This is a genomic window from Streptomyces sp. NPDC034084 (assembly GCF_055575535.1).
In genome coordinates this window covers 132,951-156,980 of record NZ_JBVISK010000005.1, presented here as the reverse complement: position 1 = coordinate 156,980, position 24,030 = coordinate 132,951, and the positions used below count along the sequence as shown (strand labels likewise).

Annotated in this window: 22 protein-coding genes; 9 read left to right on the top strand and 13 right to left on the bottom strand. The window is 71.8% G+C overall.

Annotated elements, in window-relative coordinates; genetic code table 11:
- Nucleotides 1–327 precede the first annotated feature (327 nt).
- The 4 genes from ACZ51I_RS19270 to ACZ51I_RS19255 are packed head-to-tail and all read left to right on the top strand — an operon-like array spanning nucleotide 328 to nucleotide 3,817.
- Complete coding sequence (locus tag ACZ51I_RS19270; RefSeq protein ID WP_468878188.1) at nucleotides 328–1,284, top strand: ABC transporter ATP-binding protein; 957 nt, start codon at nucleotides 328–330, stop codon at nucleotides 1,282–1,284.
- Nucleotides 1,281–2,171 (top strand): ABC transporter permease, encoded by an 891-nt coding sequence (locus tag ACZ51I_RS19265; protein WP_468877167.1) that lies wholly within the window; start codon nucleotides 1,281–1,283, stop codon nucleotides 2,169–2,171. The genes ACZ51I_RS19270 and ACZ51I_RS19265 overlap by 4 nt, the downstream gene beginning before the upstream one ends.
- Complete coding sequence (locus ACZ51I_RS19260) at nucleotides 2,168–3,079, top strand: ABC transporter ATP-binding protein (protein WP_468877165.1); 912 nt, start codon at nucleotides 2,168–2,170, stop codon at nucleotides 3,077–3,079. The genes ACZ51I_RS19265 and ACZ51I_RS19260 overlap by 4 nt, the downstream gene beginning before the upstream one ends.
- A 15-nt stretch (nucleotides 3,080–3,094) precedes the next feature.
- On the top strand, nucleotides 3,095–3,817 hold the full coding sequence (locus tag ACZ51I_RS19255; RefSeq protein WP_468877162.1) for an ABC transporter permease: 723 nt from the start codon (nucleotides 3,095–3,097) through the stop codon (nucleotides 3,815–3,817).
- Between the two features lie 11 nt (nucleotides 3,818–3,828).
- On the opposite strand, the gene ACZ51I_RS19250 is transcribed toward ACZ51I_RS19255, so the two are convergent.
- Both ACZ51I_RS19250 and ACZ51I_RS19245 read right to left on the bottom strand, forming a co-directional pair.
- The gene (locus ACZ51I_RS19250) at nucleotides 3,829–5,160 is read right to left on the bottom strand and encodes a CynX/NimT family MFS transporter (RefSeq protein WP_468877160.1); all 1,332 of its coding nucleotides are present in this window, start codon (nucleotides 5,158–5,160) and stop codon (nucleotides 3,829–3,831) included.
- A gap of 68 nt (nucleotides 5,161–5,228) precedes the next feature.
- Nucleotides 5,229–5,918, bottom strand: coding sequence for a FadR/GntR family transcriptional regulator (locus ACZ51I_RS19245; protein WP_468877159.1), 690 nt, complete (start codon nucleotides 5,916–5,918; stop codon nucleotides 5,229–5,231).
- Between the two features lie 123 nt (nucleotides 5,919–6,041).
- On the opposite strand from ACZ51I_RS19245, the gene lpdA reads away from it, so the two are divergent.
- Both lpdA and ACZ51I_RS19235 read left to right on the top strand, forming a co-directional pair.
- Nucleotides 6,042–7,445 (top strand): dihydrolipoyl dehydrogenase, encoded by a 1,404-nt coding sequence (gene lpdA / locus ACZ51I_RS19240; protein ID WP_468877157.1) that lies wholly within the window; start codon nucleotides 6,042–6,044, stop codon nucleotides 7,443–7,445.
- Nucleotides 7,446–7,534: 89 nt separating this feature from the next.
- Nucleotides 7,535–8,170 (top strand): rhomboid-like protein, encoded by a 636-nt coding sequence (locus tag ACZ51I_RS19235; RefSeq protein WP_468877155.1) that lies wholly within the window; start codon nucleotides 7,535–7,537, stop codon nucleotides 8,168–8,170.
- 131 nt (nucleotides 8,171–8,301) lie between these two features.
- On the opposite strand, the gene ACZ51I_RS19230 is transcribed toward ACZ51I_RS19235, so the two are convergent.
- The 9 genes from ACZ51I_RS19230 to ACZ51I_RS19190 form a co-directional block, all read right to left on the bottom strand.
- A complete protein-coding gene (locus ACZ51I_RS19230) occupies nucleotides 8,302–9,108 on the bottom strand; it encodes an HAD family hydrolase (RefSeq protein ID WP_468877152.1) in 807 nt (268 codons plus the stop codon).
- A complete protein-coding gene (gene serS / locus ACZ51I_RS19225) occupies nucleotides 9,105–10,394 on the bottom strand; it encodes a serine--tRNA ligase (RefSeq protein WP_468877151.1) in 1,290 nt (429 codons plus the stop codon). Before serS ends, ACZ51I_RS19230 begins: the two co-directional genes overlap by 4 nt.
- A gap of 487 nt (nucleotides 10,395–10,881) precedes the next feature.
- Nucleotides 10,882–11,817, bottom strand: coding sequence for a prephenate dehydratase (pheA, locus tag ACZ51I_RS19220; RefSeq protein WP_468877149.1), 936 nt, complete (start codon nucleotides 11,815–11,817; stop codon nucleotides 10,882–10,884).
- Nucleotides 11,818–11,895: 78 nt separating this feature from the next.
- On the bottom strand, nucleotides 11,896–13,173 hold the full coding sequence (gene efeB, locus ACZ51I_RS19215; protein WP_468877147.1) for an iron uptake transporter deferrochelatase/peroxidase subunit: 1,278 nt from the start codon (nucleotides 13,171–13,173) through the stop codon (nucleotides 11,896–11,898).
- A gap of 5 nt (nucleotides 13,174–13,178) precedes the next feature.
- Nucleotides 13,179–15,158, bottom strand: coding sequence for a copper resistance protein CopC (locus ACZ51I_RS19210; protein ID WP_468877146.1), 1,980 nt, complete (start codon nucleotides 15,156–15,158; stop codon nucleotides 13,179–13,181).
- A 24-nt stretch (nucleotides 15,159–15,182) separates the two neighbouring features.
- Nucleotides 15,183–15,635, bottom strand: coding sequence for a copper chaperone PCu(A)C (locus ACZ51I_RS19205; RefSeq protein ID WP_468877144.1), 453 nt, complete (start codon nucleotides 15,633–15,635; stop codon nucleotides 15,183–15,185).
- Nucleotides 15,632–16,351, bottom strand: a complete 720-nt coding sequence (locus tag ACZ51I_RS19200; protein WP_468877142.1) for an SCO family protein — start codon at nucleotides 16,349–16,351, stop codon at nucleotides 15,632–15,634. Before ACZ51I_RS19200 ends, ACZ51I_RS19205 begins: the two co-directional genes overlap by 4 nt.
- A 35-nt stretch (nucleotides 16,352–16,386) precedes the next feature.
- Nucleotides 16,387–17,157, bottom strand: a complete 771-nt coding sequence (locus ACZ51I_RS19195; protein WP_468877139.1) for a YcnI family copper-binding membrane protein — start codon at nucleotides 17,155–17,157, stop codon at nucleotides 16,387–16,389.
- Nucleotides 17,158–17,274: 117 nt separating this feature from the next.
- Entirely contained in the window at nucleotides 17,275–18,054 is a 780-nt protein-coding gene (locus ACZ51I_RS19190) for a hypothetical protein (RefSeq protein WP_468877136.1), read from the bottom strand.
- A gap of 249 nt (nucleotides 18,055–18,303) precedes the next feature.
- On the opposite strand from ACZ51I_RS19190, the gene ACZ51I_RS19185 reads away from it, so the two are divergent.
- Entirely contained in the window at nucleotides 18,304–18,750 is a 447-nt protein-coding gene (locus ACZ51I_RS19185; RefSeq protein WP_468877133.1) for an ATP-binding protein, read from the top strand.
- 105 nt (nucleotides 18,751–18,855) lie between these two features.
- Here the strand turns inward: ACZ51I_RS19185 and ACZ51I_RS19180 are convergent, their stop codons facing one another.
- Nucleotides 18,856–20,343, bottom strand: coding sequence for an aminopeptidase P family protein (locus ACZ51I_RS19180; protein WP_468877131.1), 1,488 nt, complete (start codon nucleotides 20,341–20,343; stop codon nucleotides 18,856–18,858).
- 114 nt (nucleotides 20,344–20,457) lie between these two features.
- A complete protein-coding gene (locus ACZ51I_RS19175) occupies nucleotides 20,458–21,987 on the bottom strand; it encodes a PP2C family protein-serine/threonine phosphatase (RefSeq protein WP_468877129.1) in 1,530 nt (509 codons plus the stop codon).
- A gap of 444 nt (nucleotides 21,988–22,431) precedes the next feature.
- Between ACZ51I_RS19175 and ACZ51I_RS19170 the strand changes: the two genes are divergently transcribed.
- Both ACZ51I_RS19170 and ACZ51I_RS19165 read left to right on the top strand, forming a co-directional pair.
- The gene (locus tag ACZ51I_RS19170) at nucleotides 22,432–23,112 is read left to right on the top strand and encodes a bifunctional DNA primase/polymerase (protein ID WP_468877127.1); all 681 of its coding nucleotides are present in this window, start codon (nucleotides 22,432–22,434) and stop codon (nucleotides 23,110–23,112) included.
- A 149-nt stretch (nucleotides 23,113–23,261) separates the two neighbouring features.
- Nucleotides 23,262–23,891: a hypothetical protein gene (locus ACZ51I_RS19165; protein WP_468877125.1), complete on the top strand. Its 630-nt coding sequence runs from the start codon at nucleotides 23,262–23,264 to the stop codon at nucleotides 23,889–23,891.
- Nucleotides 23,892–24,030 lie beyond the last annotated feature (139 nt).

Genomic DNA, 24,030 nt, shown 5'->3' with positions numbered 1-24,030 from the left:
GTGAGCGCCCGACTGCGCTACGCGTCCGTAACTTGACACCGATGAATGTGACAATGCCCGGCGGCTGCGTCAAGGGGTCGGACAGCGGCCTGTGGAAAAGCCCGGGCTACGGCCTGGGGGAGGCCGGGGCCGACGGCAAGGTCCGGAACACGGCCGACGGGCTGGTGAAGAGCACGGCGGCGGCCTGGGGAAAGCACAGTCGGCGGCCTGTGGAAAAAGACTTTGGTCGCGACGCCCCTACGGGCTTGTACTCCTGAAGTCGGACAGACAACGAGCCGTTGGGCTGACGACCCCTGTGGCGCACACCACTACCGTCGAAGCGTGACTGTGATCGCCACCGAAAGCCTCAGCAAGCGGTTCCCCCGGGTGACCGCTCTCGACCGGCTCTCCCTGGACATCGGGCCCGGTGTGACCGGACTGGTGGGTGCCAACGGAGCCGGTAAGTCCACGATGATCAAAATCCTGCTCGGACTCTCGCCCGCCACGGAGGGCAGCGCCGCGGTCCTGGGACTCGACGTCCGCACCCACGGCCCCCAGATCCGTGAGCGCGTCGGGTACATGCCGGAGCACGACTGCCTTCCGCCGGACGTCTCGGCCACCGAGTTCGTCGTCCACATGGCGCGGATGTCCGGGCTGCCCGCGACCGCCGCCCGGGAGCGGACCGCCGACACCCTGCGCCACGTCGGCCTCTACGAGGAGCGCTACCGCCCCATCGGCGGCTACTCGACGGGCATGAAGCAGCGGGTGAAGCTGGCCCAGGCGCTGGTCCACGACCCGAAGCTGGTCCTCCTCGACGAGCCGACCAACGGCCTCGACCCGGTCGGCCGGGACGAGATGCTCGGACTGATCCGCCGGGTCTGGACCGACTTCGGCATCTCCGTCCTCGTCACCTCGCACCTCCTGGGCGAGCTGGAGCGCACCTGCGACCACGTCGTCGTCATCGACGGCGGCCGGCTGCTCCGCTCCAGCTCCACCAGCGACTTCACCCGCACCACCACGACGCTCGCGGTCGAGGTGACCGACTCCGACCGCCACCCCGACGGCACCGGCGCGCTCCGCGCGGCCCTCACCACCGCCGGCGTGACGATCCACGCGGGCGTGGAGGACGGCCTGCCGGGCGCCGGGCACGTCCTGCTCCTGGAGGCGGCCGGCGAGGAGACGTACGACCTCGTGCGGGACACCGTCGCCGGCCTCGGCCTCGGCCTCGTCCGCATGGAGCAGCGCCGCCACCACATCGCCGAGGTCTTCAAGGCGACGGACCAGGAGGAGGTGCCGGCTCGATGAGCTCCCAGGCCCCCGAGACCACCCAGATCCACAACATCGGCTACCGGTCCTACGACGGTCCGCGCCTCGGCCGGGCGTACGCGCGCAGGTCACTGTTCTCGCAGTCGCTGCGCGGCGCGTACGGCCTGGGCCGCAGCGCCAAGTCCAAGGTGCTGCCGATGCTGCTCTTCGCGGTGATGTGCGTCCCGGCGCTCATCATCGTCGCCATCTCGGTCTACACCAAGGCCGACAAGCTCTTCGTGGAGTACACCCAGTACGCGATCCTCCTCCAGCTCGTCATCGCCGTCTTCCTGGCCTCCCAGGCCCCTCAGTCGGTCTCCCGCGACCTGAGGTTCCGGACGGTCCCGCTGTACTTCTCGCGTCCGATCGAGCGCGTGGACTACGTGCTCGCCAAGTTCGGGGCGATGGCGTCGGCGCTCTTCGTCCTGACCGCCTCCCCGCTGGTGATCCTGTGGCTCGGCTCGATGCTGGCCAAGATGGACTTCGCCGAGCAGGCCAAGATGTTCGGCCAGGGCCTCGTCTCCGTCGCGATCCTCTCGGTGCTCTTCGGCGGCATCGGCCTGGTCATGGCAGCGCTCACCCCGCGCCGCGGCTTCGGCGTCGCCGCCGTGATCGCCGTCCTCACCGTCTCCTACGGCGCGGTCTCCACCCTCCAGGGCATCTCCTACGCCACCGAGAACACCGGCGCCATCGTCTGGCTCGGTCTCTTCTCCCCCGTCACCCTCATCGTCGGCCTGCAGAACGCCTTCCTCGGGGCTCCCGCCTCCTTCCCCGCCGAGATGGAGGTCGGAGCCGGGGCCGGTGTCGTCTACCTGCTGGTCGTCCTCGGTCTCGTCGCCTCCTGCTACGGCATCCTGATGGCCCGCTACCGAAAGGTCGGACTGTGAGCACCCTGCACATCGACCACGTCTCGCGCTGGTTCGGGAACGTCGTAGCGGTCAACGACGTCACGATGTCGATCGGCCCCGGCGTCACCGGCCTCCTCGGCCCCAACGGCGCCGGGAAGTCCACCCTCATCAACATGATGGGCGGCTTCCTCGACCCCTCCACCGGCAGCGTGACCCTCGACGGCGAGCCGGTCTGGCGCAACGAGTCGGTCTACCGGTCCATCGGCGTCGTCCCCGAGCGGGAGGCGATGTACGACTTCCTCACCGGCCGCGAGTTCGTCGTGGCCAACGCGGAGCTCCAGGGCCTCGGCGCGGCGGAGGCCCAGCGGGCCCTGGCGACCGTCGAGATGGAGTACGCGCAGGACCGGAAGATCGCCACGTACAGCAAGGGCATGCGCCAGCGCGTGAAGATGGCCTCGGCCCTCGTCCACGAGCCGTCCGTGCTCCTGCTCGACGAGCCGTTCAACGGCATGGACCCGCGCCAGCGCATGCAGCTGATGGACCTGCTGCGGCGCATGGGCGCGGACGGGCGCACGGTGCTCTTCTCCTCGCACATCCTGGAGGAGGTCGAGCAGCTCGCCTCCCACATCGAGGTGATCGTCGCCGGACGCCACGCGGCCTCCGGTGACTTCCGCAAGATCCGCCGGCTGATGACGGACCGGCCGCACCGCTACCTCGTCCGCTCCAGCGACGACCGGGCGCTCGCCGCCGCGCTGATCGCCGACCCCTCCACGGCCGGCATCGAGGTCGACGCGGTGGACGGCGGACTGCGGATCCAGGCCGTCGACTTCGGACGGTTCACCGAGCTGCTGCCGGTGGTCGCGCGGGAGCGGGGCATCCGGCTGCTGACGGTCTCGCCCTCCGACGAGTCCCTCGAATCCGTCTTCTCGTATCTCGTCGCGGCCTGAAAGGAGCACGACCCGATGTACGACCCCACGGTCGCCCGGCTCACCTACCGGGCCCTCCTCGGCCGCCGACGGGCGGCGATCCTCTTCCTCCTGCCCGCCCTGCTCGTGCTCATCGCCGCCGTCGTCCGCCTGCTCAACGGCGCGGACGACCAGGTCGCGGCCGATCTCCTCGGCGGCTTCGCGCTCGCCACGATGGTCCCGCTGATCGGCGTCATCGCCGGCACCGGCGCGATCGGGCCGGAGATCGACGACGGCTCCATCGTCTACCTGCTCTCCAAGCCGGTGAAGCGGTCCACGATCATCACCACCAAGCTGGTCGTGGCCATCGCCGTCACCATGGTCTTCTCGGCCGTCCCGACGCTGATCGCCGGCTTCATCCTCAACGGCAACGGCCAGCAGGTGGCCGTCGCGTACACGGTGGCGGCGCTCGTCGCCTCCATCGCCTACAGCGCCCTGTTCCTGCTGCTCGGCACGGTCAGCCGGCACGCCGTGGTGATCGGCCTGGTGTACGCCCTGGTGTGGGAGGCCCTCTTCGGCTCCCTGGTCGCGGGCGCCCGGACCCTGAGCGTCCAGCAGTGGGCGCTGGCCCTGGCGCAGAAGGTCACCGGCGACGGCGGCCTGGTCACCTCCGAGGTCGGGCTCACGACCGCGGTGACGCTCCTGGTGGCGGTCACGGTCGTGGCCACCGGCTTCGCCGCTCAGAAGCTGCGCGGGCTGACCCTGGCCGGCGAGGAGTAGGAGGCGGCGGCTCAGACCGTGCGGTCGCGGGCCGCGAGCAGACCGACGGCGAGGGCCGCCGCGCAGACGCAGAGGACGCCGCAGACCGGCAGGGTCCAGGAGCCGGTGGCCTGGTGGAGGACACCGGCCGCCAGCGGCCCGGCGGCGGCGAGCAGATAGCCGACCGTCTGGGCCATCCCGGACAGCGCGGCCGCCGTCACCGCGTCCCCGGAGCGCAGCACGATCAGGGTCAGGGCGAGGCCGACGGCGCCGCCCTGGCCCACGCCGAGGACCGCCGACCAGAGCCAGGCGCCCTCCACGGGCGCCACCATCAGCCCGGCGTAACCGGCCGCGACCAGCGTCGTGACCAGCACGATCAGCGGGCGCTGGCTCCGCATGCGGCCGGCGAGCAGCGGGACCGCGAAGGCGCCGGCGACCTGGATCAGGTTGTTGAAGGCGAAGACCACGCCGGCCGTGGAGCGGCTCATCCCGTGGTCGGTGAAGATCGTCGGCATCCACGCGATCAGCACGTACGACCACAGCGACTGCAGCCCCATGAAGAGGGTGACCTGCCAGGCGAGCGCCGAGCGCCAGACGCTCACCGGGCGGGCGCCGCCGGCCGGCACGGCCCGTACCTCGTGCCCGGTACGGCCCCGGGCGATGAGTACCTGCGGAAGCCAGGCGAGGGCCGCGACGGCGGCGAGCAGCGACCAGAAGCCCAGGGAGGCCTCCCAGCCACCGCCCAGAGCCTTCTCCAGCGGGACCGCGGCCGCCGCGGCGACCGTCGCACCGGCGATCATCGCGCCCGTGTAGACGGAGGTCATCGACGCGGCCCGGTCCGGGAAGTCGCGTTTGATCAGTCCCGGCATGAGCACGTTGAGCAGGGCGATCGCGGTGCCGACGAGGATCCCGCCGCCGTACAGCGCGTACACGGACGGCAGTACGCGCGCGAGGATGCCGACGGCGAGCAGCAGAAGCGCCGCGAACAGCACGCGCTCGGCGCCGAACCGGCGGCCCAGCCACGGCGCGACCAGGGCGCCCAGACCGAGGAACAGCACCGGCACCGAGGTCACGAGCGAACTGGCGGTCGCCGAGAGCCCGAAGGCGGCGGATATCTCGCCGACCAGCGGCGCCACGCTCGCCAGGGCGACCCTCATGTTGAGCGAGGCGAGGACGATGCCGACGAGAAGCACCGCCGGGTGCGCGAGCAGGGCCCGCCGGGCCGCCGCCCCCTCGGCCGACCGCCGGACCCCGGCCTCGGCGTCGACGAGCGGACACGCCCCTTCTTCCGTGCGCGGGCCGGAGCCCGTACGAGAAACGGCGCCGTAACCCGCACCCCCACCCGAGTCCGCGCCCGAGTCCACACCCGGGCCCGTACCTGCGCCCGAGCCCGTACCTGCGCCCGAGTTCGTACCCGTCCGCGTCCCCGAGCTCACTGGTCCTGCTCCCGCTCCGTCAGCGCCGCGACCGTCTCCATCGGCACCCGCAGCAGCTCGCGGGCCTGGCGCTCCGCCGCCTCCGGGTCGCCCGCCTCGACGGCCGCGACCAGGGCCTCGTGGGCGTCGATGTCGACCGGTGGCATCTCACGGTCACCGAGGGCCTCCACCAGGACCTCGTGCACCTGCGCCGAGAAGAAGCGGTACACCTCGACGAAAGCCGCGTTGTGGGTCGCGCCGACGATCGCGAGGTGGAAGGCGAGGTCCGCGTCCGCGTCCCGGTCGCCCTCCTCCCTCAGGGTGGCCAGGGCGGCCCGCAGCCGCAGCAGGTCGTGGGTGTCCCGCCGGGCGGCCGCGAGCCGGGCGGCCTCGGCCTCCAGGGCGACCCGCAGTTCGAGGACGTCGGCCGCGCCCGCGTGCCGGACGCCGCGGAGCACGGCGGCCGGATCGGCGGTCGACCTGACGAAGGTGCCGTTGCCCTGGCGGGACTCCAGGAGGCCGGCGTGGACGAGGACCCGGACCGCCTCACGGACGGTGTTGCGGCCCACGCCGAGCTGCTGCGCGAGCTCGTGCTCGGTCGGGATGCGGTCGCCGACCGCCCACTCCCCTTCGGTGAGCTGCCTGCGCAGCTGTTCCACCACGGAGTCCACCAGCGAGGTCCGCCCCGCCGCCTTGAGTGCCGCCATGCCGCTCGTACCTCTCCATTCGCCCGGTTGCCCAGTCATCCTACAACTGACTCCCTCGAGGGCGGCGGACTACTGTGGGGCCGTACGCGGACCGAACACCCTCACCACCTTCGGGAGTCAGTCATGTCAGACCGCTTCGACGTCGTCGTACTCGGAGCTGGCCCCGGCGGCTACGTCGCCGCCATCCGCGCCGCCCAGCTGGGCAAGCGGGTCGCGGTCGTCGAGGAGAAGTACTGGGGCGGTGTCTGCCTGAACGTCGGCTGCATCCCCACCAAGGCGCTGCTGCGCAACGCCGAACTCGCCCACATCTTCAACCACGAGGCGAAGACCTTCGGCATCAAGGTCGACGGCACCGTCTCCTTCGACTACGGCGAGGCGTTCCGCCGCAGCCGTTCGGTCGCGGACGGCCGCGTCAAGGGCGTCCACTTCCTGATGAAGAAGAACGGGATCACGGAGTTCAGCGGCCGGGGCACCTTCGTCGACGCGAACACCCTCCAGGTGGCCAAGGCCGACGGCACCTCGGAGACGATCACCTTCGACAACTGCATCATCGCGACCGGCGCCACCCCGCGACTGCTCCCGGGCACGGCCCTCAGCGACCGCGTCGTCTCGTACGAGCAGCAGATCCTCGCCGAGGACGCCCCGAAGTCGATCGTCATCGCCGGCGCGGGCGCCATCGGCATCGAGTTCGCGTACGTGCTCAACAACTACGGCACCAAGGTCACGATCGTCGAGTTCCTCGACCGGATCGCCCCGCTGGAGGACGAGGAGGTGTCGAAGGAGCTGGCGAAGCAGTACCGCAAGCTCGGGATCGACGTCCTGACCTCCACCCGGGTCGAGGCCATCGACGAGTCCGGCCCGCAGGTCCGCGTCACGGTCACCGGCAAGGACGGCGCCCAGAAGGTCCTGGAGGCCGACAAGGTCCTCCAGGCCATCGGCTTCGCCCCGAACGTCAGCGGCTACGGCCTGGAGAACACCGGCGTCGCCCTGACCGAGCGCGGCGCGATCGACGTCGACGGCCGCTGCCGCACCTCCGTGCCGCACATCTACGCCATCGGTGACGTCACCGCCAAGCTCATGCTCGCGCACACCGCCGAGGCCATGGGCGTCATCGCGGCCGAGACCATCGGGGACGCCGAGACGATGGAGCTCGACTACCCGATGATCCCGCGCGCGACCTACTGCCAGCCGCAGATCGCCAGCTTCGGCTGGACCGAGGCGCAGGCCCGCGAGAAGGGCTACGACGTCAAGGTCGCGAAGTTCCCGTTCGTGGCGAACGGCAAGGCGCACGGCCTCGGCGACGCCACCGGCTTCGTCAAGATCGTCGCCGACGCGAAGTACGGCGAGATCATCGGCGCCCACCTGATCGGCCCCGACGTCACCGAGCTGCTGCCCGAGCTGACGCTGGCCCAGCAGTGGGACCTCACGGTCCACGAGGTCGCCCGGAACGTGCACGCGCACCCGACGCTGGGCGAGGCCGTGAAGGAAGCGATTCACGGTATTGCCGGACACATGATCAATTTCTGAGGTTTCTCCCAGCTTCGGGTGATAGGCACTGAGAGGTGCCGAGTCGAACCTCCCCGGGTGGCGAACCGTCCCGACCGATCAGGTCGTGGGTGCGTTCGTCACCCGGTACGCATGTGTGGCTGGCGGTCATCGCGATCACCAGCCTCGTCATCGCACTCTCCCCCGACGGCCTGGAGACCTATCTCCTCCACCGCAACAGCAGCAATCTCCACCAGCTCGCGCACCACCCGATGCGAGCCCTGCTCGGCAGCGCCTTCTGGATCGAGAACCCGTCCGACCTCCTTCTCTACGCGGTGCTCTTCGAGGTCTTCCACGCCCCCGTGGAACGCTGGCTCGGCACCCCGAAATGGCTGTTCACCGTCGCCACCGCCCACATCGCGGCCACGCTCATCAGCCAGCAGGTGGTCCTGGCGGCCATTCAGCTCCAGGACGTGCCGCGGAGCATGGCGCACGTCGTCGACATCGGGGTCAGCTACGGCCTCGCCGCCTCGGCCGGAATCCTGACCTACCGGCTGCCCAACCCCTGGCGCTGGTTCTACCTCGTGGCGGTGGCGGCCTTCTTCCTCGTACCGCTCGCCACCGACCGCACCTACACCGACCTCGGGCACGCGATCTCGCTGGCGGTCGGCCTGGCCTGCTACCCGCTGACCCGCGGGACGCCGACCGGCGGGGACAGAGCCCGCGGAAAATCAGTCGCAGTCGAACGTCCGCCCGGCGCAGACTAGTTGTACGGGGGACACGGGGGATCCCCCGGGTGCGGCCGCTTCGAGCGCGAGGACTCCGGTCCGCGCGGGCCGTGAACCCGAGAAGGCCCGCTCCCCTCGGGGAGCGGGCCTTCGTACGGGAGTCGGGTGCGTCAGGCGGACAGCAGGCGCTCCAGGACGAGCGCGATGCCGTCCTCCTCGTTCGAGGCGGTCACCTCGTCCGCCACCGCCCGCAGCTCGTCGTGCGCGTTGCCCATGGCCACGCCGTGCGCCGCCCAGGCGAACATCGGGATGTCGTTCGGCATGTCGCCGAAGGCGATCGTCTCCGCGGCCTTCACCCCGAGCCGGCGCGCCGCGAGCGACAGACCGGTCGCCTTGCTCAGGCCGAGCGGCAGGATCTCCACAATGCCGGGACCCGCCATGACCACGTCCACGAGCCCGCCGACCGTCTCCCGCGCGGACCGCGTCAGCTCGTCGTCGGTCAGGGTGGGGTGCTGGATGTACAGCTTGGTCAGCGGCGCCGACCACAGCTCCGCCGGATCCTCGTACGACACGTACGGCAGGGGTCCCTCCTGGGCCCGGTAACCGGGGCCCATCAGGACCTCGCCCTCCAGACCGTCACGGCTGGCGGCCAGCGCCAGCGGGCCCACCTCCGCCTCGATCTTGGAGAGCGCGAGCCCGGCGAGCTGCCGGTCCAGGGTCAGCGAGGTCAGCAGCCGGTGCTCACCGGCGTGGTAGACCTGCGCGCCCTGTCCGCACACCGCGATCCCGTCGTAGCCGAGGTCGTCGAGGATGTGCCGGGTCCAGGGCACCGCCCGGCCGGTGACCACGATGTGCGCGGCACCCGCCGCCGTCACGGCGGCGAGCGCCTCCCGCGTGCGGTCCGAGACGGACTCGTCGGACCGCAGCAGCGTGCCGTCGAGATCCGTCGCCACCAGGCGGTAGGGGAAGAGACTCACTTGGCGATCGGCTCCAGGACCTCACGGCCGCCGAGGTACGGCCGGAGCACCTCGGGCACCCGCACCGAACCGTCGGCCAGCTGGTGGTTCTCGAGGATCGCCACGATCGTGCGCGGGACGGCGCACAGCGTGCCGTTCAGGGTGGCCAGCGGCTGCACGACCTTCTTGCCGTCCTTGTCGTCGCGCATGCGGACGGAGAGACGGCGCGCCTGGAAGCCGTCGCAGTTCGACGCGGAGGTCAGCTCGCGGTACTTGCCCTGCGTCGGGATCCACGCCTCGCAGTCGAACTTGCGGGAGGCGGAGGCGCCGAGGTCACCGGTGGCGACGTCGATGACCTGGAAGGGAAGCTCCAGCGCGGTCAGCCACTGCTTCTCCCACTCCAGGAGCCGCTTGTGCTCGGCCTCGGCGTCCTCCGGAGCGACGTACGAGAACATCTCGACCTTGTCGAACTGGTGGACGCGGAAGATGCCCCGGGTGTCCTTGCCGTACGTGCCGGCCTCGCGGCGGAAGCAGGGCGAGAACCCCGCGTAGCGCAGCGGCAGCTTGTCGGCCTCGATGATCTCGTCCATGTGGTACGCGGCGAGCGGGACCTCGGACGTGCCGACGAGGTAGTAGTCGTCCTTCTCCAGGTGGTACACGTTCTCCGCGGCCTGGCCGAGGAATCCGGTGCCCTCCATGGCGCGCGGACGGACCAGCGCCGGGGTCAGCATGGGGATGAAGCCGGCCTCGGTGGCCTGCGCGATGGCGGCGTTGACCAGGGCGAGCTCCAGCAGGGCGCCGACGCCGGTCAGGTAGTAGAAGCGCGAGCCGGAGACCTTGGCGCCCCGCTCGACGTCGATGGCGCCGAGCGCCTCGCCCAGCTCCAGGTGGTCCCTGGGCTCGAAGCCCTCGGCCGCGAAGTCACGGATGGTGCCGTGCGTCTCGAGGACGACGAAGTCCTCCTCGCCGCCGACCGGAACGTCCGTGTGGACGATGTTCCCCAGCTGGAGCAGCAGCGCGCGGGCCGTCTCGTCGGCCTCGTTCTGCTCGGCCTCGGCGGCCTTGACGTCGGTCTTGAGCTGCTCGGCCTTCTGCAGGAGCGTGGCACGCTCCTCGGGGGAGGCCTTGGGGATCAGCTTGCCGAGCGCCTTCTGCTCGGAGCGGAGTTCGTCGAAGCGGACGCCGGACGACCTGCGCCGCTCATCGGCGGAGAGCAGGGCGTCGACGAGCGCGACGTCCTCTCCACGGGCGCGCTGGGAGGCGCGAACACGGTCGGGGTCCTCACGGAGCAGGCGAAGGTCAATCACCCCACCAGGCTACCGGTGCGCGTTCGCGTGCCCCCACCGGATAACGGCGAGCGTGTTGTTTTGCCCGAATTGAGACGCCGGGAAATGTCGCGGGCGGGCCCGTCCCATTCACTTATCCACAGGCTGTGCGGAAGATCTGTGGACTACGGGGAAGGCTGCGGCGGATTTCCCTGAGGGCGCCTGGTAATTCCGTGATCAAACATCATTGACGCACTCATTTGGGTGGGAATTGCTCGCTCCAACGAGTGGGTCCCCGCAAGGGTGCTGACGAGGGCGTCCGTAGGGCGCTGTGGATGGCGCACGGAGGGGCGGGGGGTGAGTGGGACGATTTGTCGACCTTGTCTCGGCGCGGTGTCGACTTGTCCCCAGGTCTGGCGCGATCCTGTGGATAACTTCTGTGGGTAACTGAAAAGTATGCAGGTCGTACTAGTGGCTCGTGCCTGTGGACGACCGCTCCCACCCCCGGGAGCGGTCCGTCACCATCGAGTCAGGCCCGACCGTCCTGGGCCCTCGCCAGCCAGTCGGAGGCCGCCATGAACTCCTCGTCCGAAGTCCCCCGCCGCAACGCCCGCACGTCCTCGACCGCCACACCCGCCCGCGGGTACGAGCCGAGGAACCGCACGTTGGGGCAGATCCGCTTGAGGCCCATCAGCGCCTCGCCCACCCGGCGGTCCGCGATATGGCCCTCGGCGTCCACGGCGAAGCAGTAGTTCCCGATCCCCGCTCCCGTGGGCCGGGACTGGATCAGCATCAGGTTCACCCCGCGCACCGCGAATTCCTGGAGCAGTTCGAGGAGGGCACCCGGATGATCTTCACCCAGCCACAGCACCACCGAGGTCTTGTCCGCGCCCGTCGGAGCCGCCGGCCGGGCCGGGCGACCCACGAGCACGAACCGCGTCTCGGCGTTCTCCGCGTCATGGATCTCCGTGACCAGCGCCTCCAGGCCGTACGTCGCCGCCGCGAACTCCCCCGCGAAGGCGGCGTCGAAGCGGCCCTCCTGCACCAGGCGCGCCCCGTCCGCGTTGGAGGCCGCCGACTCCCACACCGCCTCGGGAAGGTGCGCCCGCAGCCAGTTCCGGACCTGGGGCTGGGCCACCGGATGGCCCGTGACCGTCTTGATCTCCGAGAGCTTGGTGCCGGGCCGGACGAGCAGAGCGAAGGCGATCGGGAGGAGCACCTCGCGGTAGATCATCAGCGGCTCGCCGGAGGCCAGCTCGTCCAGGGTCGCGGTCACCCCGCCCTCGACCGAGTTCTCGATCGGGACGAGCGCGGCGGCGGCCTCCCCGTTCCGCACGGCGTCGAGGGCGGCCGGGACCGAGACCATGGGGACGAGTTCCCGCGTCGCCGCCTCGGGCAGCGTGCGCAGCGCCGCCTCCGTGAAGGTGCCTTCGGGGCCGAGATAGGTGTACCGGGTGGCGGACATACCGTCACCCTAATGCTCGCCGCGCTCGCCGTGGCCGCGAGCCGCCGCCCGATCGGGGACCGGCTCCGGTCCCTGCTGTCAGGCCTCCAGAAGGCGCTGGCCCACGTACTCGCCCTCGGCGGGGCCGCCCGGGACCGCGAACAGCCCGCTCGCCTCGTGACGGATGAACGCGGACAGCGCGTCGCCCCGGTCCAGCTTGCGCTGCACGGGGACGAAGCCCCTGAGCGGGTCCGCCTGCCAGCAGATGAAGAGGAGGCCCGCGTCCGGCGTCCCGTCCGGACCGATCCCGTCGTGGAAGGAGAACGGCCTGCGCAGCATCGCCGCCCCGCCGTTCTGTTCGGGGGCGGAGATGCGGGAGTGGGCGTTGTCCGGGATCACCGGCTTCCCGTCGGGCCCGAGCTTGTTCAGATCGAGCTCGGTGGTCTCGGAGCCGCCGGTGAGCGGGGCCCCGTCGGACTTCCGGCGGCCGATCACCTTCTCCTGCCGGTCCAGCGGCAGCTTCTCCCAGTCGTCGAGCAGCATCCGGATCCGGCGTACCACCGCGTACGAACCGCCGGCCATCCACTCCTGCGCGCCGCCCGCCCCGGACGCTCCTTCCGGGACGAAGATCCGCCGCTCGAAGTCCGGGTCGGTGGGCTTCGGGTTGCCCGTTCCGTCGACCTGGCCCATCAGGTTGCGGGCGGTCATCGGCCTGGCGGTGGCGCCGGCGGAGCGGTTGAAGCCGTTCATCTGCCAGCGCACCCGGGCCGCGTCCCCCGCGTCCTTCTGGACGGCGCGCAGCGCGTGGAAGGCGACGAGCGCGTCGTCGGCGCCGATCTGCACCCACAGATCGCCCTCCGAGCGCCGGGGGTCCAGGGCGTCGGAGGAGAAGGCGGGCAGCGGGTCGAGACCGGCGGGACGGCGCGAGGTGAGCCCGGTGCGGTCGAAGAAGGTACGGCCGAAGCCGAAGGTGACCGTGAGAGAGGAGGGACCCGCGTCGAGTGCGACACCGGTGTCCTCGGCCGGGGCCTCGCCCGACATCAGCACCTTCGCCGTGGCCGACCAGCGGCGCAGCAGGGCCGCCGCCTCCTTGCGCCCGGCGCCCGGGGCGAGGTCGAAGGCGATCAGGTGTCCACGGGACTGGAGAGGAGTGGTGATGCCCGCCTGATGTTTCCCGTGAAACATCACCGCGGTCGAGCCGACGGTGGTCAGGGCCGGGGCGCCGCCGGCTCCGGCACCCGAGGTGTCGTCTCCGGAGAGGGCGGCGGAGATCCCGGCGCCGCCGGCCGCACCGGCGACGAGGCCCGCCGCGCCCGCCGCGCCGACGGTGCCGAGCAGGCGCCGCCGGGAGAGCTCAAGGTTGTCGCTGTGGGTCACGAGGCTCAGCCGATCTTCACGTTCTTGTCGATGGTGGTCTGGTCGATCTCGGAGGTACGGACGGTGACCTGGATCTTCCAGTCGCCCGGCATCGGGATCTGGACGCCGCTCGCGCTCCAGTGCCCGGTCTGGATCCGGTCGGGTGCGACGGGCAGCGGGCCCACGTCCTTCGCCTCCAGGGTGAAGGCGACCTTGATCTCGGGGACGTCCAGCGGCTTGCCGTTGGGGCGCTCGACGAAGATGTGGAGCGCGTTGGCGCCGGTGCGGCCGGGATCGAGGCTGAGACGGACGACGCCCTTGCCGTCGACGCCGCCGGTGTCGAAGGGAAGCCGGATGTCGACGGGCCGGTCGGGCACGGCGGCCGGGCCGGAGGCGGCGGTGGCGCGTCCGGCCTCCTCCTCGGTGCGGCCGGGCTCGGTCGAGGTGAGGACGGTGGTCACGGCGAGGAGGACGACGGCGACGGCGGCCTCGGTCAGCACCGAGCGGCGCAGACCGGTCCGCTCGGGGTCGGCGTCACGCTCCCGCTTGCGGCGGGCGGTGGCGACGGCGGCCCGCTGCCGGGCGAGCTGCGCGGCCCGCTCGGGGTCGGTCGCCTCTTCGGGTTCGGACGCCTGGACCGTCACTCCGGTCGTGCCGGTCTCGCCGGTCTCTTTCGGCGCACCCGGGGCCGCGTCCGCGGTCGCGTCCACGTCCGTGTTCGCGTCCACGGACGCGGCCACGTCGGGGATGGCGTCCGGGGTCGCCGGGTCCGCCAGGCGTCGGGTCCAGCGGCGGGAGATCCAGGCGAGTCCGACGAGGACCGCCATGAGGCCGATCTTGACCAGGAGCAGTTGTCCGTACCGGGTCCCGGTCAGCGCGGACCAGGAGCCGACCTGCCGCCAGGACTGGTAGAGGCCGGTCGCCGCGAGGACGGACACGGAGCCGAAGGCCACCTTGGAGAAGCGCTCGACGGCGGAACGTTCGACGGACGGCGCCCGGTAGAGGGCGACGAGCAGCACGGTGAGGCCGCCGAGCCAGGCGGCGACGGCGAGGAGGTGCAGGATGTCGACGGGCATGGCGACACCCGGCTGGAGACCGGTCGAGGCGTGCTCGGCCAGGGCCCAGGTCCCGGCGATCCCTGCGGCGACGACGGTTCCGCCGAGACCCAGCCCGAAAGCGAGGTCCTTTCTCTCCTTCGGGTCGGTGCGCCGGGCGTAGGCGCCGAAGAGGACGGCCACGAAGAGCGCGGCCGCGCCGAGGAGCAGCAGCCGGGAGGTGAGCGCGGCGCCGGTCTTCGTCGCCAGGACGGCCTTGAGGCCCGCCAGGTCGAAGGCGTCGGAGAGCTCTCCGGAGCCGGTGTACGGGCTGCGCAGGAGCAGCATCGCGAGGGTGGCGCCGGTGAGGGTCAGCCAGCCCCGGACCACGGTCTGCTGGACGGGGCGGACGCTCGCGCCGCGCGGCCAGCAGGCCAGGACGAAGGCGCCGCCGCCGACGAGGACGGCGAATCCGGCGTACGAGAGGTAGCGGGCGATGCCGTAGAGGGTGCCGACGAGGCCCCCGCCGGGCGTCCGGTCGGGCAGGGCGACGGAAGTGGTGGAGGGGGCGCCGATGGAGAAGGTGAAGGCACCGGCGATGGGGTGGCTGTCGGCCGAGACGGTCTGCCAGGCGACGGTGTACGTGCCGTCGGGCAGTCCGGCGCGGAGCCCCACCCCGTACCGGACCACGGAACCGCTGCACAGGTCGCGGAGTTCGCCGGTGTCGGCTCGCCGTCCCGCCGGGTCGAGGACCCGGATGGAGTCCGGGCTCATGGCGACCTGCTCGGAGAAGGTCAGGTTGACCTCCTTGGGAGCGGTGGCCACCACCGCCCCGTCCTTCGGGTCGCTGCCGGTGAGCGCCGCGTGCGCGGAGGCGGGGGCGGCGCCGGCGAGCAGCGTGCCGAGCAGCGCGGCCGCGAGGATCAGCAGCCGTGCCAGGGCGTTGCCGAGGCGCGGGGCGGTGGTTGTCATCTCTGTGTCACTCCGTCAACGAGCTCAGTGCTGCCGCGGGTCGTGGTTGGGCGCTTCGACGGGGACGTCGACCCTGATGGGGTCGGCCTTCTCGAAGTGGAGCTCGATGCTGACCTTGTCGCCCTGCTTCGGCTTCGACTTCAGTTCCATGAACATGATGTGGTTGCCGCCGCGTTCGAGCTTCAGCTCCCCGTTCGCGGGGATGTCGAAGGAGGCCACCTCCCGCATCTTCTGGTCCTTCGTCTCGTGGATCGTGATGTCGTCCGAGAGCGGGCTGGTGACGGAGGTCAGCTTGTCGGCCGTGTCGCCGTCGTTCCTGATCGTGAGGAAGCCGCCGGCCATGTCCATCACCGGCTGGGGCATGTACGCGCCGCTGACCTCCAGGTCGGGCTTGCTCTCGGAGGACGAGCACCCGGTCAGCGCGAGCGCGGCGGCGAGCGCCACGGCGGCGGACAGGGCGGTGGTGCGGCGGTTCACGGGTTCTCCCCCTTGACGAGCTTCGGCAGGTCCTTGGCGTAGTCGTCGACGCTCGTGTTCTCGCCGTACAGGACGTAGCCCTGGTCGGTGGTGGGCGAGAAGGCGATCACCTGGGCTCCGTGCATGGAGACGACCGTGCCGTCCTTCTCCTTCTTCGGCGGGTCGATGCCGATGCCGATCTGCCGGGCCCCCGCCTGGATGGCGGAGAAGTCGCCGGTGAGACCGGTGAAGGAGGGGTCGCCGGCGGCGGGCAGCCACTTGGCGAGTTCGGCGGAGGTGTCCCGCTCGGGATCGGTGGTGACGAAGACGACCTGGAGCTTGTCCTGGTCGGCCTTGGGGAGCTGCTTCTTGGCGATGGCGATGTTGCTCATCGTCAGGGGGCAGACGTCCGGGCAGTGGGTGTAGCCGAAGTAGATGAGGGTCGGCTTGCCCTTGGTCCGCTCCCGCAGGTCGTACTTCTGGCCCTTCGTGTCGGTGAGGACGAGCGCGGGCTTGGTGAACGGCCGGTCGAGGACGGTGGCGGCCTTGGTGGAGTCGGTGCCGCCGGAGACCTCGGCGACCGCGGAGCCGGAGCCCGAGGGCTTGTCGTCGTTGCCGCCGAGACCGACGGAGACGGTGAGGGCGATCGCGGCGACGATCGCGGCGGTCGCGATGACCAGCGGCGTGCGCCGCCCGGGGCGGGGCGTGGCCGCCCCGGGCGTCTTCTGTTCAGACATGGTGCTTCTTCCGGATCTCGGTGAGGACGCGGCCGTCAGGCCGAGCGGCGGCGGCCGGCGAGGACGCCGAAGGCGACACCGGCGACACCGGCGAGGATGCCGATGACGCCGAGGACACGGGCCGTGGTGTCGGTGGCGGACGACGCGGAGGCGGTCTCCTCGTGGTCGCCCCGCGCACCGTCGTGACCGGTCGCCTTGTCGTCCGTCGTGGCGGAGGCGGTCGGAGCGGCGGCGCCGCCGTGGTGGTCTGCGGAGGCGGCGGAGAGCTTCAGGACGGGAGCCGGGTTCTGCGGCTCCTCCGCGCCCTCCTTCTGCTCCTCGATCCAGCGCACGACCTCCTTGTTGTCGTACGTCTGGATCGCCTTGAGGACCAGCTCGTCGGTGTCCTCCGGCAGCTGCCCGAGGGAGAGCGGGAACTGCTGGAACTGGCCGGGGCCGATCTTCGAGCCGTCGGCGGTCCAGGTGACCTTGGAGACGGCCTCGTTGATCTTCTTGCCGTGCAGCTCCAGCGGCTTGTCGAGCTTGCTCTTGGTCACCTCGGCCTTCCAGCCGGGGACGGGCTGCGGCATGACGGAGGCCAGCGGGTGGTCGAGCGGGAAGTTGACCTCCAGCTTCACGGTGGAGGCGTTGTCGCGCTCGTTCGGGACCTTGATGTTGACGGTCGCGTAGCCGCCCTTGGCCGCCTCGCCCTGCGGCTGCACGCTGACGTGCGCGAAGGCGGTGCCGGAGAGCAGCACCACGGAGGAGAGGGCGATGCCGCCGGCGAGGGCGGCGCGGGTGGCGGTACGGGTACGGGAAACGCTCATGGCGGAAGACACTCCAGCTCGGAAGATTCGGTGTGAGGCGAGGAAGCCGGCACGCCCGGGACGGGAGTCCCGTACAGGCGTGCGGACGAGCGGCCCGCTCACGTCGAGCGGTCCGCGTCAGGCTGCGAGGACGCAGTCGGCGGCCGGAGGGCCGCGCCTGATCACCGTGTGCTGAAGGGCCTCGGCCACCGGCGGCGAGGAGTCGGCGGCTGTACGGAGGGTCCGCCGCGGTCCCGTGTCCGGCGCGGCCGGCAGCCCGGCGAGGAGGGTCCGTACGAGACGGAGCGCGGCCCGCAGGGAGCGCACGAGCGTGTACTCGGCAAGCTCCGTCGCGCCCTGCTCGGAGAGCTCCACGAGCCGGCCGAGGGCGCGGTCGCCGCGACGCAGCAGCCAGCCCGTGGCCAGGGCGGCCAGGAGGTGGCCGAGGAGCATGGGCAGGCCGGGCAGCAGCTCACCGGCGGGCGCGGTCGCCGTGGCGGCCGTGTGTCCCAGATGGGCGTGCGCGGCGGCCGGGTCGAGTCCGGCGTCGGTGAGGATCCGGGTGGCGTCGGCGGGGCTCAGTGACGCCGTCCCCGCTCCGCAGACCAGCCGGGCGGCCATCCGGACGAGGACGTCGTCGGCCTGGTCGCTCAGGGCGAGCTGCCGCTGTCCGAGCCCGAAGAGGACGTGCAGCCCGAGCTGCCCTCCCGCGAGGGCGCCGACGACGAGGCCGAGTGAGCGCTCACGGCCGGCGAGGAGCACGGTGACCCCGAAGACGCCGAGGAAACCGGCGACGACGGTCCACGGGGCGATGCCCGCGCAGGAGGCGAGCGCGTGTCCCAACGCGGACAGCACGACGCAGACCGCGGTGAACACCGCGGCCCTCAGCAGCCGTGGAGCGAGCGCGGGGGCAGTCATGGCGGGCCCATCATCGCACCACGCCCCCCACCGGCATGAGCCAGGTCCGGAAGGTCGTTCTTGGGCGCCTTCGCGACGAGATGGCCCGGCCTTCAGCGGTGACCCGGCTCCGCCCACGCCGTGACATACACCGGCCCGCGCGCCCACTGCATCCGCCGAACGAGCGCTCTTGACGCCCCCGGGCGCTTACGGAGTGTCCAGGGCGGCAATACGTATCGGTATGTCGAGCCGCTGCCGGGAGGCTGGAGCATGAGCATCTGGTGGTCACTCCATCTGCGGCGCGAGGCCGCGAGCGTGCCGCTCGCGCGAAGGCTTCTGATGGGGACGATGGAGACGGCGGGTGTCGACCCCGACGTGTCGTACGAGTTGTCGGTCGCACTGACCGAGGCGTGCGCCAACGCCGTCGAGCACGGCGGCGGAGGCGGCTCCCGCGAGCCGGGCGGGGCCTACCGGGTGACGGCGTACCTGGACGGTGAGACCTGCCGTATCGAGGTCGCCGACTCGGGTCCGGGCTTCCCGGGAGCGACGGCGCCGGCGGCCCCGTCGGACGACGCCGAGCACGGCCGGGGGATGCGGCTGATCGAGGAACTGGCCGACCACGTGCAGTTCGGCAACCGCTCGGGCCGGGGCGGCGCGGTGGTCAGCTTCGACAAGATCCTCAAGTGGCGGGACAGCCCGTCGCTCCTCCTGGCGTGAGACCGGCGTGAGACCGGCGTAGAAGCGGCGTGAGACCGGCGGGCAAGGGGAAGGGCCCCCGCCGGTCGGTCGGCGGGGGCCCTTCGGTACCAACGTACGCGGAATTCAGCCCTTCAGCGCGGCCATCCACGCCTCGACCTCGTCGGAGCGGCGCGGCAGCCCCTCCGACAGGTTCCGGTTGCCGTCCTCCGTGACGAGGATGTCGTCCTCGATCCGGACGCCGATGCCGCGGTACTCCTCCGGCACGGTCAGGTCGTCGGCCTGGAAGTACAGACCGGGCTCGACGGTCAGGCACATGCCCGGCTCGAGCGTGGTGTCGACGTACTTCTCGGTGCGCGCGGCGGCGCAGTCGTGGACGTCCATGCCGAGCATGTGACCCGTGCCGTGCAGGGTCCAGCGGCGCTGGAGGCCGAGCTCCAGGACGCGCTCGACCGGGCCCTCGACGAGGCCCCACTCGACGAGCTTCTCGGCGAGGACGCGCTGGGCGGCGTCGTGGAAGTCGCGGTAGGCGGCGCCGGGCTTCACCGCGGCGATGCCGGCCTCCTGCGCCTCGTACACGGCGTCGTAGATCTTGCGCTGGATCTCGGTGTACCGGCCGTTGATCGGCAGGGTGCGGGTGATGTCGGCGGTGTAGAGCTCGGTGGTCTCCACGCCGGCGTCGAGCAGCAGCAGGTCGCCGGAGCGGACCGGGCCGTCGTTGCGGACCCAGTGCAGGGTGCAGGCGTGCGGGCCGGCGGCGGCGATGGAGCCGTAGCCGATGTCGTTGCCCTCGACGCGGGCGCGCAGGAAGAACGTGCCCTCGATGTAGCGCTCGCTGGTGGCCTCGGCCTTGTCGAGGACCTTGACGACGTCCTCGAAGCCGCGGGCGGTCGAGGCGCAGGCCTTCTCCAGCTCGGCGATCTCGAAGGAGTCCTTGATGAGGCGGGCCTCGGAGAGGTACACGCGCAGCTCTTCGTCGCGCTCGGCGGTGACCTTGTCGGTCAGCGCGGCCTCGATGCCCGCGTCGTGGCCGCGGACGGCGCGGACGGGGCCGGTGGCCTCCTTGAGGGCGGCGGCGAGCTCGCGGACGTCCTTCGCCGGGATGCCGAGGATCTGCTCGGCCTCGGCGAGGGAGTGGCGGCGGCCGACCCACAGCTCGCCCTGGCCGTCGAGCCAGAACTCGCCGTTCTCCCGGTTCGAGCGCGGCAGCAGGTAGATCGTGGCCTCGTGGCCGTCTTCCACCGGCTCCAGGACGAGGACGCCGTCGTGCGTCTGGTCGCCGGTGAGGTACGCGTACTCGGTGGAGGCGCGGAAGGCGTACTCGGTGTCGTTCGACCGGGTCTTGAGGTTCCCCGCGGGGATCACCAGGCGCTCGCCCGGGAAGCGGGCGGAGAGCGCGGCGCGGCGGGCGGCGGTCTTGTCGGCCTGCGCGATCGGGGCGAGGTCGTGCAGCTCCGTGTCGGCCCAGCCGGACTTCATGTTCTCGGCGAGCTCGTCGGACACGCCCGGGTACAGGCCGTTCTTCCGCTGCTTGATCGCCTGCTCTTCGCCCGCTGCGTCAGCAGCCAGGTCCAACTCAGTTTCCGGGGTCTCCGGCGTGAGCTCCTCGGCCACGGGTCTGCCTCCTCTTGGTACGACACTGAACCCCCACCATCGTACGGTCGTACGGAAGGGGGCCCAGGGCCGGAAGACCCGTTACCGCTGAGTCACCGCAGGGTCACCCGTGACTCACTCGAAGCGGGCGGCGAGCAGGACCACGTCCTCCCCGTCCACGGCCGGGTCCAGGCCCTCGGGGAGCAGCGTCCGCAGGACGTGGTCGGCGACGGCTCCCGGGTCGCCCCGGTCCGCTCTCGGCACGCTCGCGGCGGCCGCGTGGAGCCGTGCGAAGGCCCGGTCCGTGGCGTCGCCGGTACGGCGCAGCAGCCCGTCCGTGTAGAGAAGCACCGTTTCTCCGGGCGCGGGGGACAGCTCCACGCTCGGCGCCTCCCAGCAGGAGAGCATCCCCAGGGGGGCCGAGAGCGAGGTCTCGACGAACTCGGTGCGGCGCTCGCCGACGACCAGCGGCGGGGCGTGCCCGGCGCCGGCGAGCACGATCCGGCGCTGCGCGGGCTCGGCGTACGCGAAGAGCGCGGTGGCCGAGCGGGCGGGTTCGGTGAGCCGGAGCAGGAGTTCCAGGTCGGAGAGGACGGCGACGGGGTCCTCGCCCTCCATCACCGCGTACGCCCGGAGGGAGGCGCGCAGCCGGCCCATGGCGGCGAGCGCGCTGGGTCCGGTGCCGGAGACGGAGCCGACGGACAGCCCGAGGGCGCCCTCGGGCAGCGGCAGCGCGTCGTACCAGTCGCCGCCGCCCAGCGGGCCGGTGCGGTGACGTACGGCGAGCTGGACGCCGGGGACGCGGGGGAGGCGGCTGGGGAGCAGCTCCTCGGCGACGGTGGAGACCTGCACGCGGGCGCGCTCGACCTGGAGGAGCCGGGCGAGGTGCTCGGTGGCGAAGCGGCCGTAGAGCCCGATGAGGTGGCGCCGGCGCTGGTCGGGTTCGGCGGGCTCGTCGTAGAGCCAGACGGCCGCGCCGAGCCGGCCGGCCGCCTCGGTGGCGAGGGGGAGGGCGTAGCTGGCGGCGTAGCCGAGGCGGGCGGCGACCTCGCGGTGGCGCGGGTCGAGGCCCTCCTCCGTGCGGACGTCGCGGATGGCGATGGGGTCGGGGACGCGCTCGGGGTGCCCGGGGTCGGGGAGGCCGTCGAGGAGGCGGCCGTAGCTGGTGGCGCCGCGCGGCACGGTCTCGATGGTGCCGAGGTCGCAGTGGGCGAGGCCGAGGCCGATGGTGCTGGCGGGGCCGTGGCCGTCGGCCGGTTCGAGGACGGCCATGCCGCGGCGGGCGCCGACGAGGGCGGCGCCGGCGCCGAGCACCTCGCGGAGGGCCTCGTCGAGGGAGGCGGTCCTGATGAGGCGTTCGGTGAGTTCGTGGAGGGTGGTGAGGTCGGAGACCCAGGAGGCCAGCCGGTCCTGGATCAGGACTCCGGGCGTAAGGGCCTCGTCGGAGGGACTCGCCGCGGCGGGGACCCCGGGGAGGGGCGGCGCAGTGTGCGGGGGCCCGGGAACCGTGGAATCGATTCCGGCCACTTTCGGCATGTGTGGGGCGCTCATGTCAGTCGGCTTTCCGACCGGTGCGTTTGACGCCATAGCATCGCAAACCCCCATGTCAATCTGAGCCGCTCGATGCTCCACATGTACACGTACAAGAGGAACGATGTCCAGCATTGTCCCCACGGGACTTGTGGTGTCCGTGAGGTCGTGCGAGAGGGTTGAACTGCGCGCGAAGTTGGCCGAAAATTACCCCCGGTGTGCACCTTTTGCGGTCGACTGGCGACGTTTGAAGGCGCGTCATCGCGAGCGTGCTGGGTACGTAATCGGTGACAGGCAGGGGCAGTTGACACCGCCCCGGAACGTTCCGCGGAACCCCGGCGTCTTTCCCGCCGCAGGCCGCACCCCGTCATCGAGTGGCGGGGAACGTGTTCTGACCCGCTTCGGCTCTGACCTGGCTCCACCCGGTTCCCCCGGGACCCACCCGGCACCGGCCCGTTCCACCCCGCTCCTCGGGGGTACGGCCACCCGGCCGAGCCGGCACGCGCTGGTACGCACAGTGAAGAGATCTGCACATGGTGTGATGTGGATTCGGCGTTCAACGGAAAGGAACGAGCGCTCATGCGCGAGATCCTCGGAAGGCGACGCAGGCTCCGGTTCCGGCGCAAGGAGAGGACCGCCCGGCTCGACGCCGCGGTCACCTTCGCGACCGCGTGGAACTGGCCGGTCCTGCCGGGCGCGGGCCTGAGAGCGACGACCCGTACGGCCACGGGAGTGGCCTGCTCCTGCCCCGACCCCGACTGCGTGGTGCCCGGCGCGCACCCCTACGACCCGGGACTGCTCGCGGCCACCACGGACGAGCGCATGGTCCGCTGGTGGTGGAGCCGGCGCCCGGACGCCCCGGTGGTCCTCGCCACGGGCGGCCGCGCGCCCTGCGCGGTCAGCCTCCCCGCGCCGGCGGGCGCGCGGGCGCTCGCCGCGCTCGACGCGTCGGGCATGCGGCTCGGCCCGGTGGTGGCGACCCCGACCCGGTGGTCGATCCTCGTCGCCCCGTACGACCTCGAACGGCTGGGCGAGCTCCTGTACGCGAAGGACAGCGTGCCCAGCTCGCTGCGGTTCCACGGCGAGGGCGGCTATCTGCTCCTCCCGCCGTCGGCCGCGGGGACCGGGCAGGTCCGCTGGGAGCGGGCGCCGCTCGCGGGCTCGGCCAGGCCGTGGCTGCCGGACGTCGAGGCGGTGGTGGACGCCCTGGTCGAGGCGAGCACGAGCAGCCCGGGCGGCGGGAGCAGGCTGGCGTACTGAGGGCTGCCGCACGGGACGGACGCGTTCACCCGAACGGGTGTGTCCCGGCCTCACTTCTCCGGGAAACGCGCGCGCGGCCGGCCGGGCGCCCGGCCGCCGCCGCTATGTTCAGCCCACCGTCCAAGATCTAGCAGGAGCAGGTGGGTCCCATGAGCCCGGTGAACCTCCGCGTGGTCGGACTCGGGGCCGCCGTCACGGTCGCCGTCCTGCTGCCCCTCGTCGCGACGGCGGGCCCGACGGGGGATCCCGTACGGGCGGCCGGCGCGAGCGCCGAGGGGGACGCGAAGGCGGGGGTGCTGAGGGCCGGTGGCCTGGAGGCCGGGGGCCTGCTGAGGGACCTCGGTCCGGGAAGCCGTACACCGGTCTCCGCCGACTCCGCCACCCCCGCCGCTCCGGCATCCGTGTCCCCCGCGCCGGTCTCACCCGAGCGGGTCACGCGGTGTGGGCCGGAACTCGCCTCTCCCGAGGGGGCCGAGGCGCAGACCTGTGTCCTGAGCGAGGGTTCCGAGGTCTGGGCGCGTACGTACTACCGGAACGCCACGCGTCGGCAGATCGACGCGTTTCTGACCCTCATGGGCCCCGGCGGGCGCACCGTACAAGTGGACTGTCCGGTCCTGGCGCAGGATGAACCGGGAACCTGTGAAACGCCGAGGGAGCGCGCTCGGGGCGCGGCCACGGCCTATACGGCGGTCGCGGAATTCGCGGGAGCGGGCGAGGGCGGCAGCACTCCGCTGCTGCTCCGCGCGGGGAGCAACACGGCGGACGGCGAAGGAAGTTGAGCGTCGAACGCTCCGGCCCGGCCGGAAGCGGACATGGAAAGGCCCGGTCGCTGGCGACGGGGGATGCACCAGCGACCGGGCTTCAAGAACGGTAACAAGAGATCTGCGGTTCGCAAATTCGATCTCAGTTATTCGGACA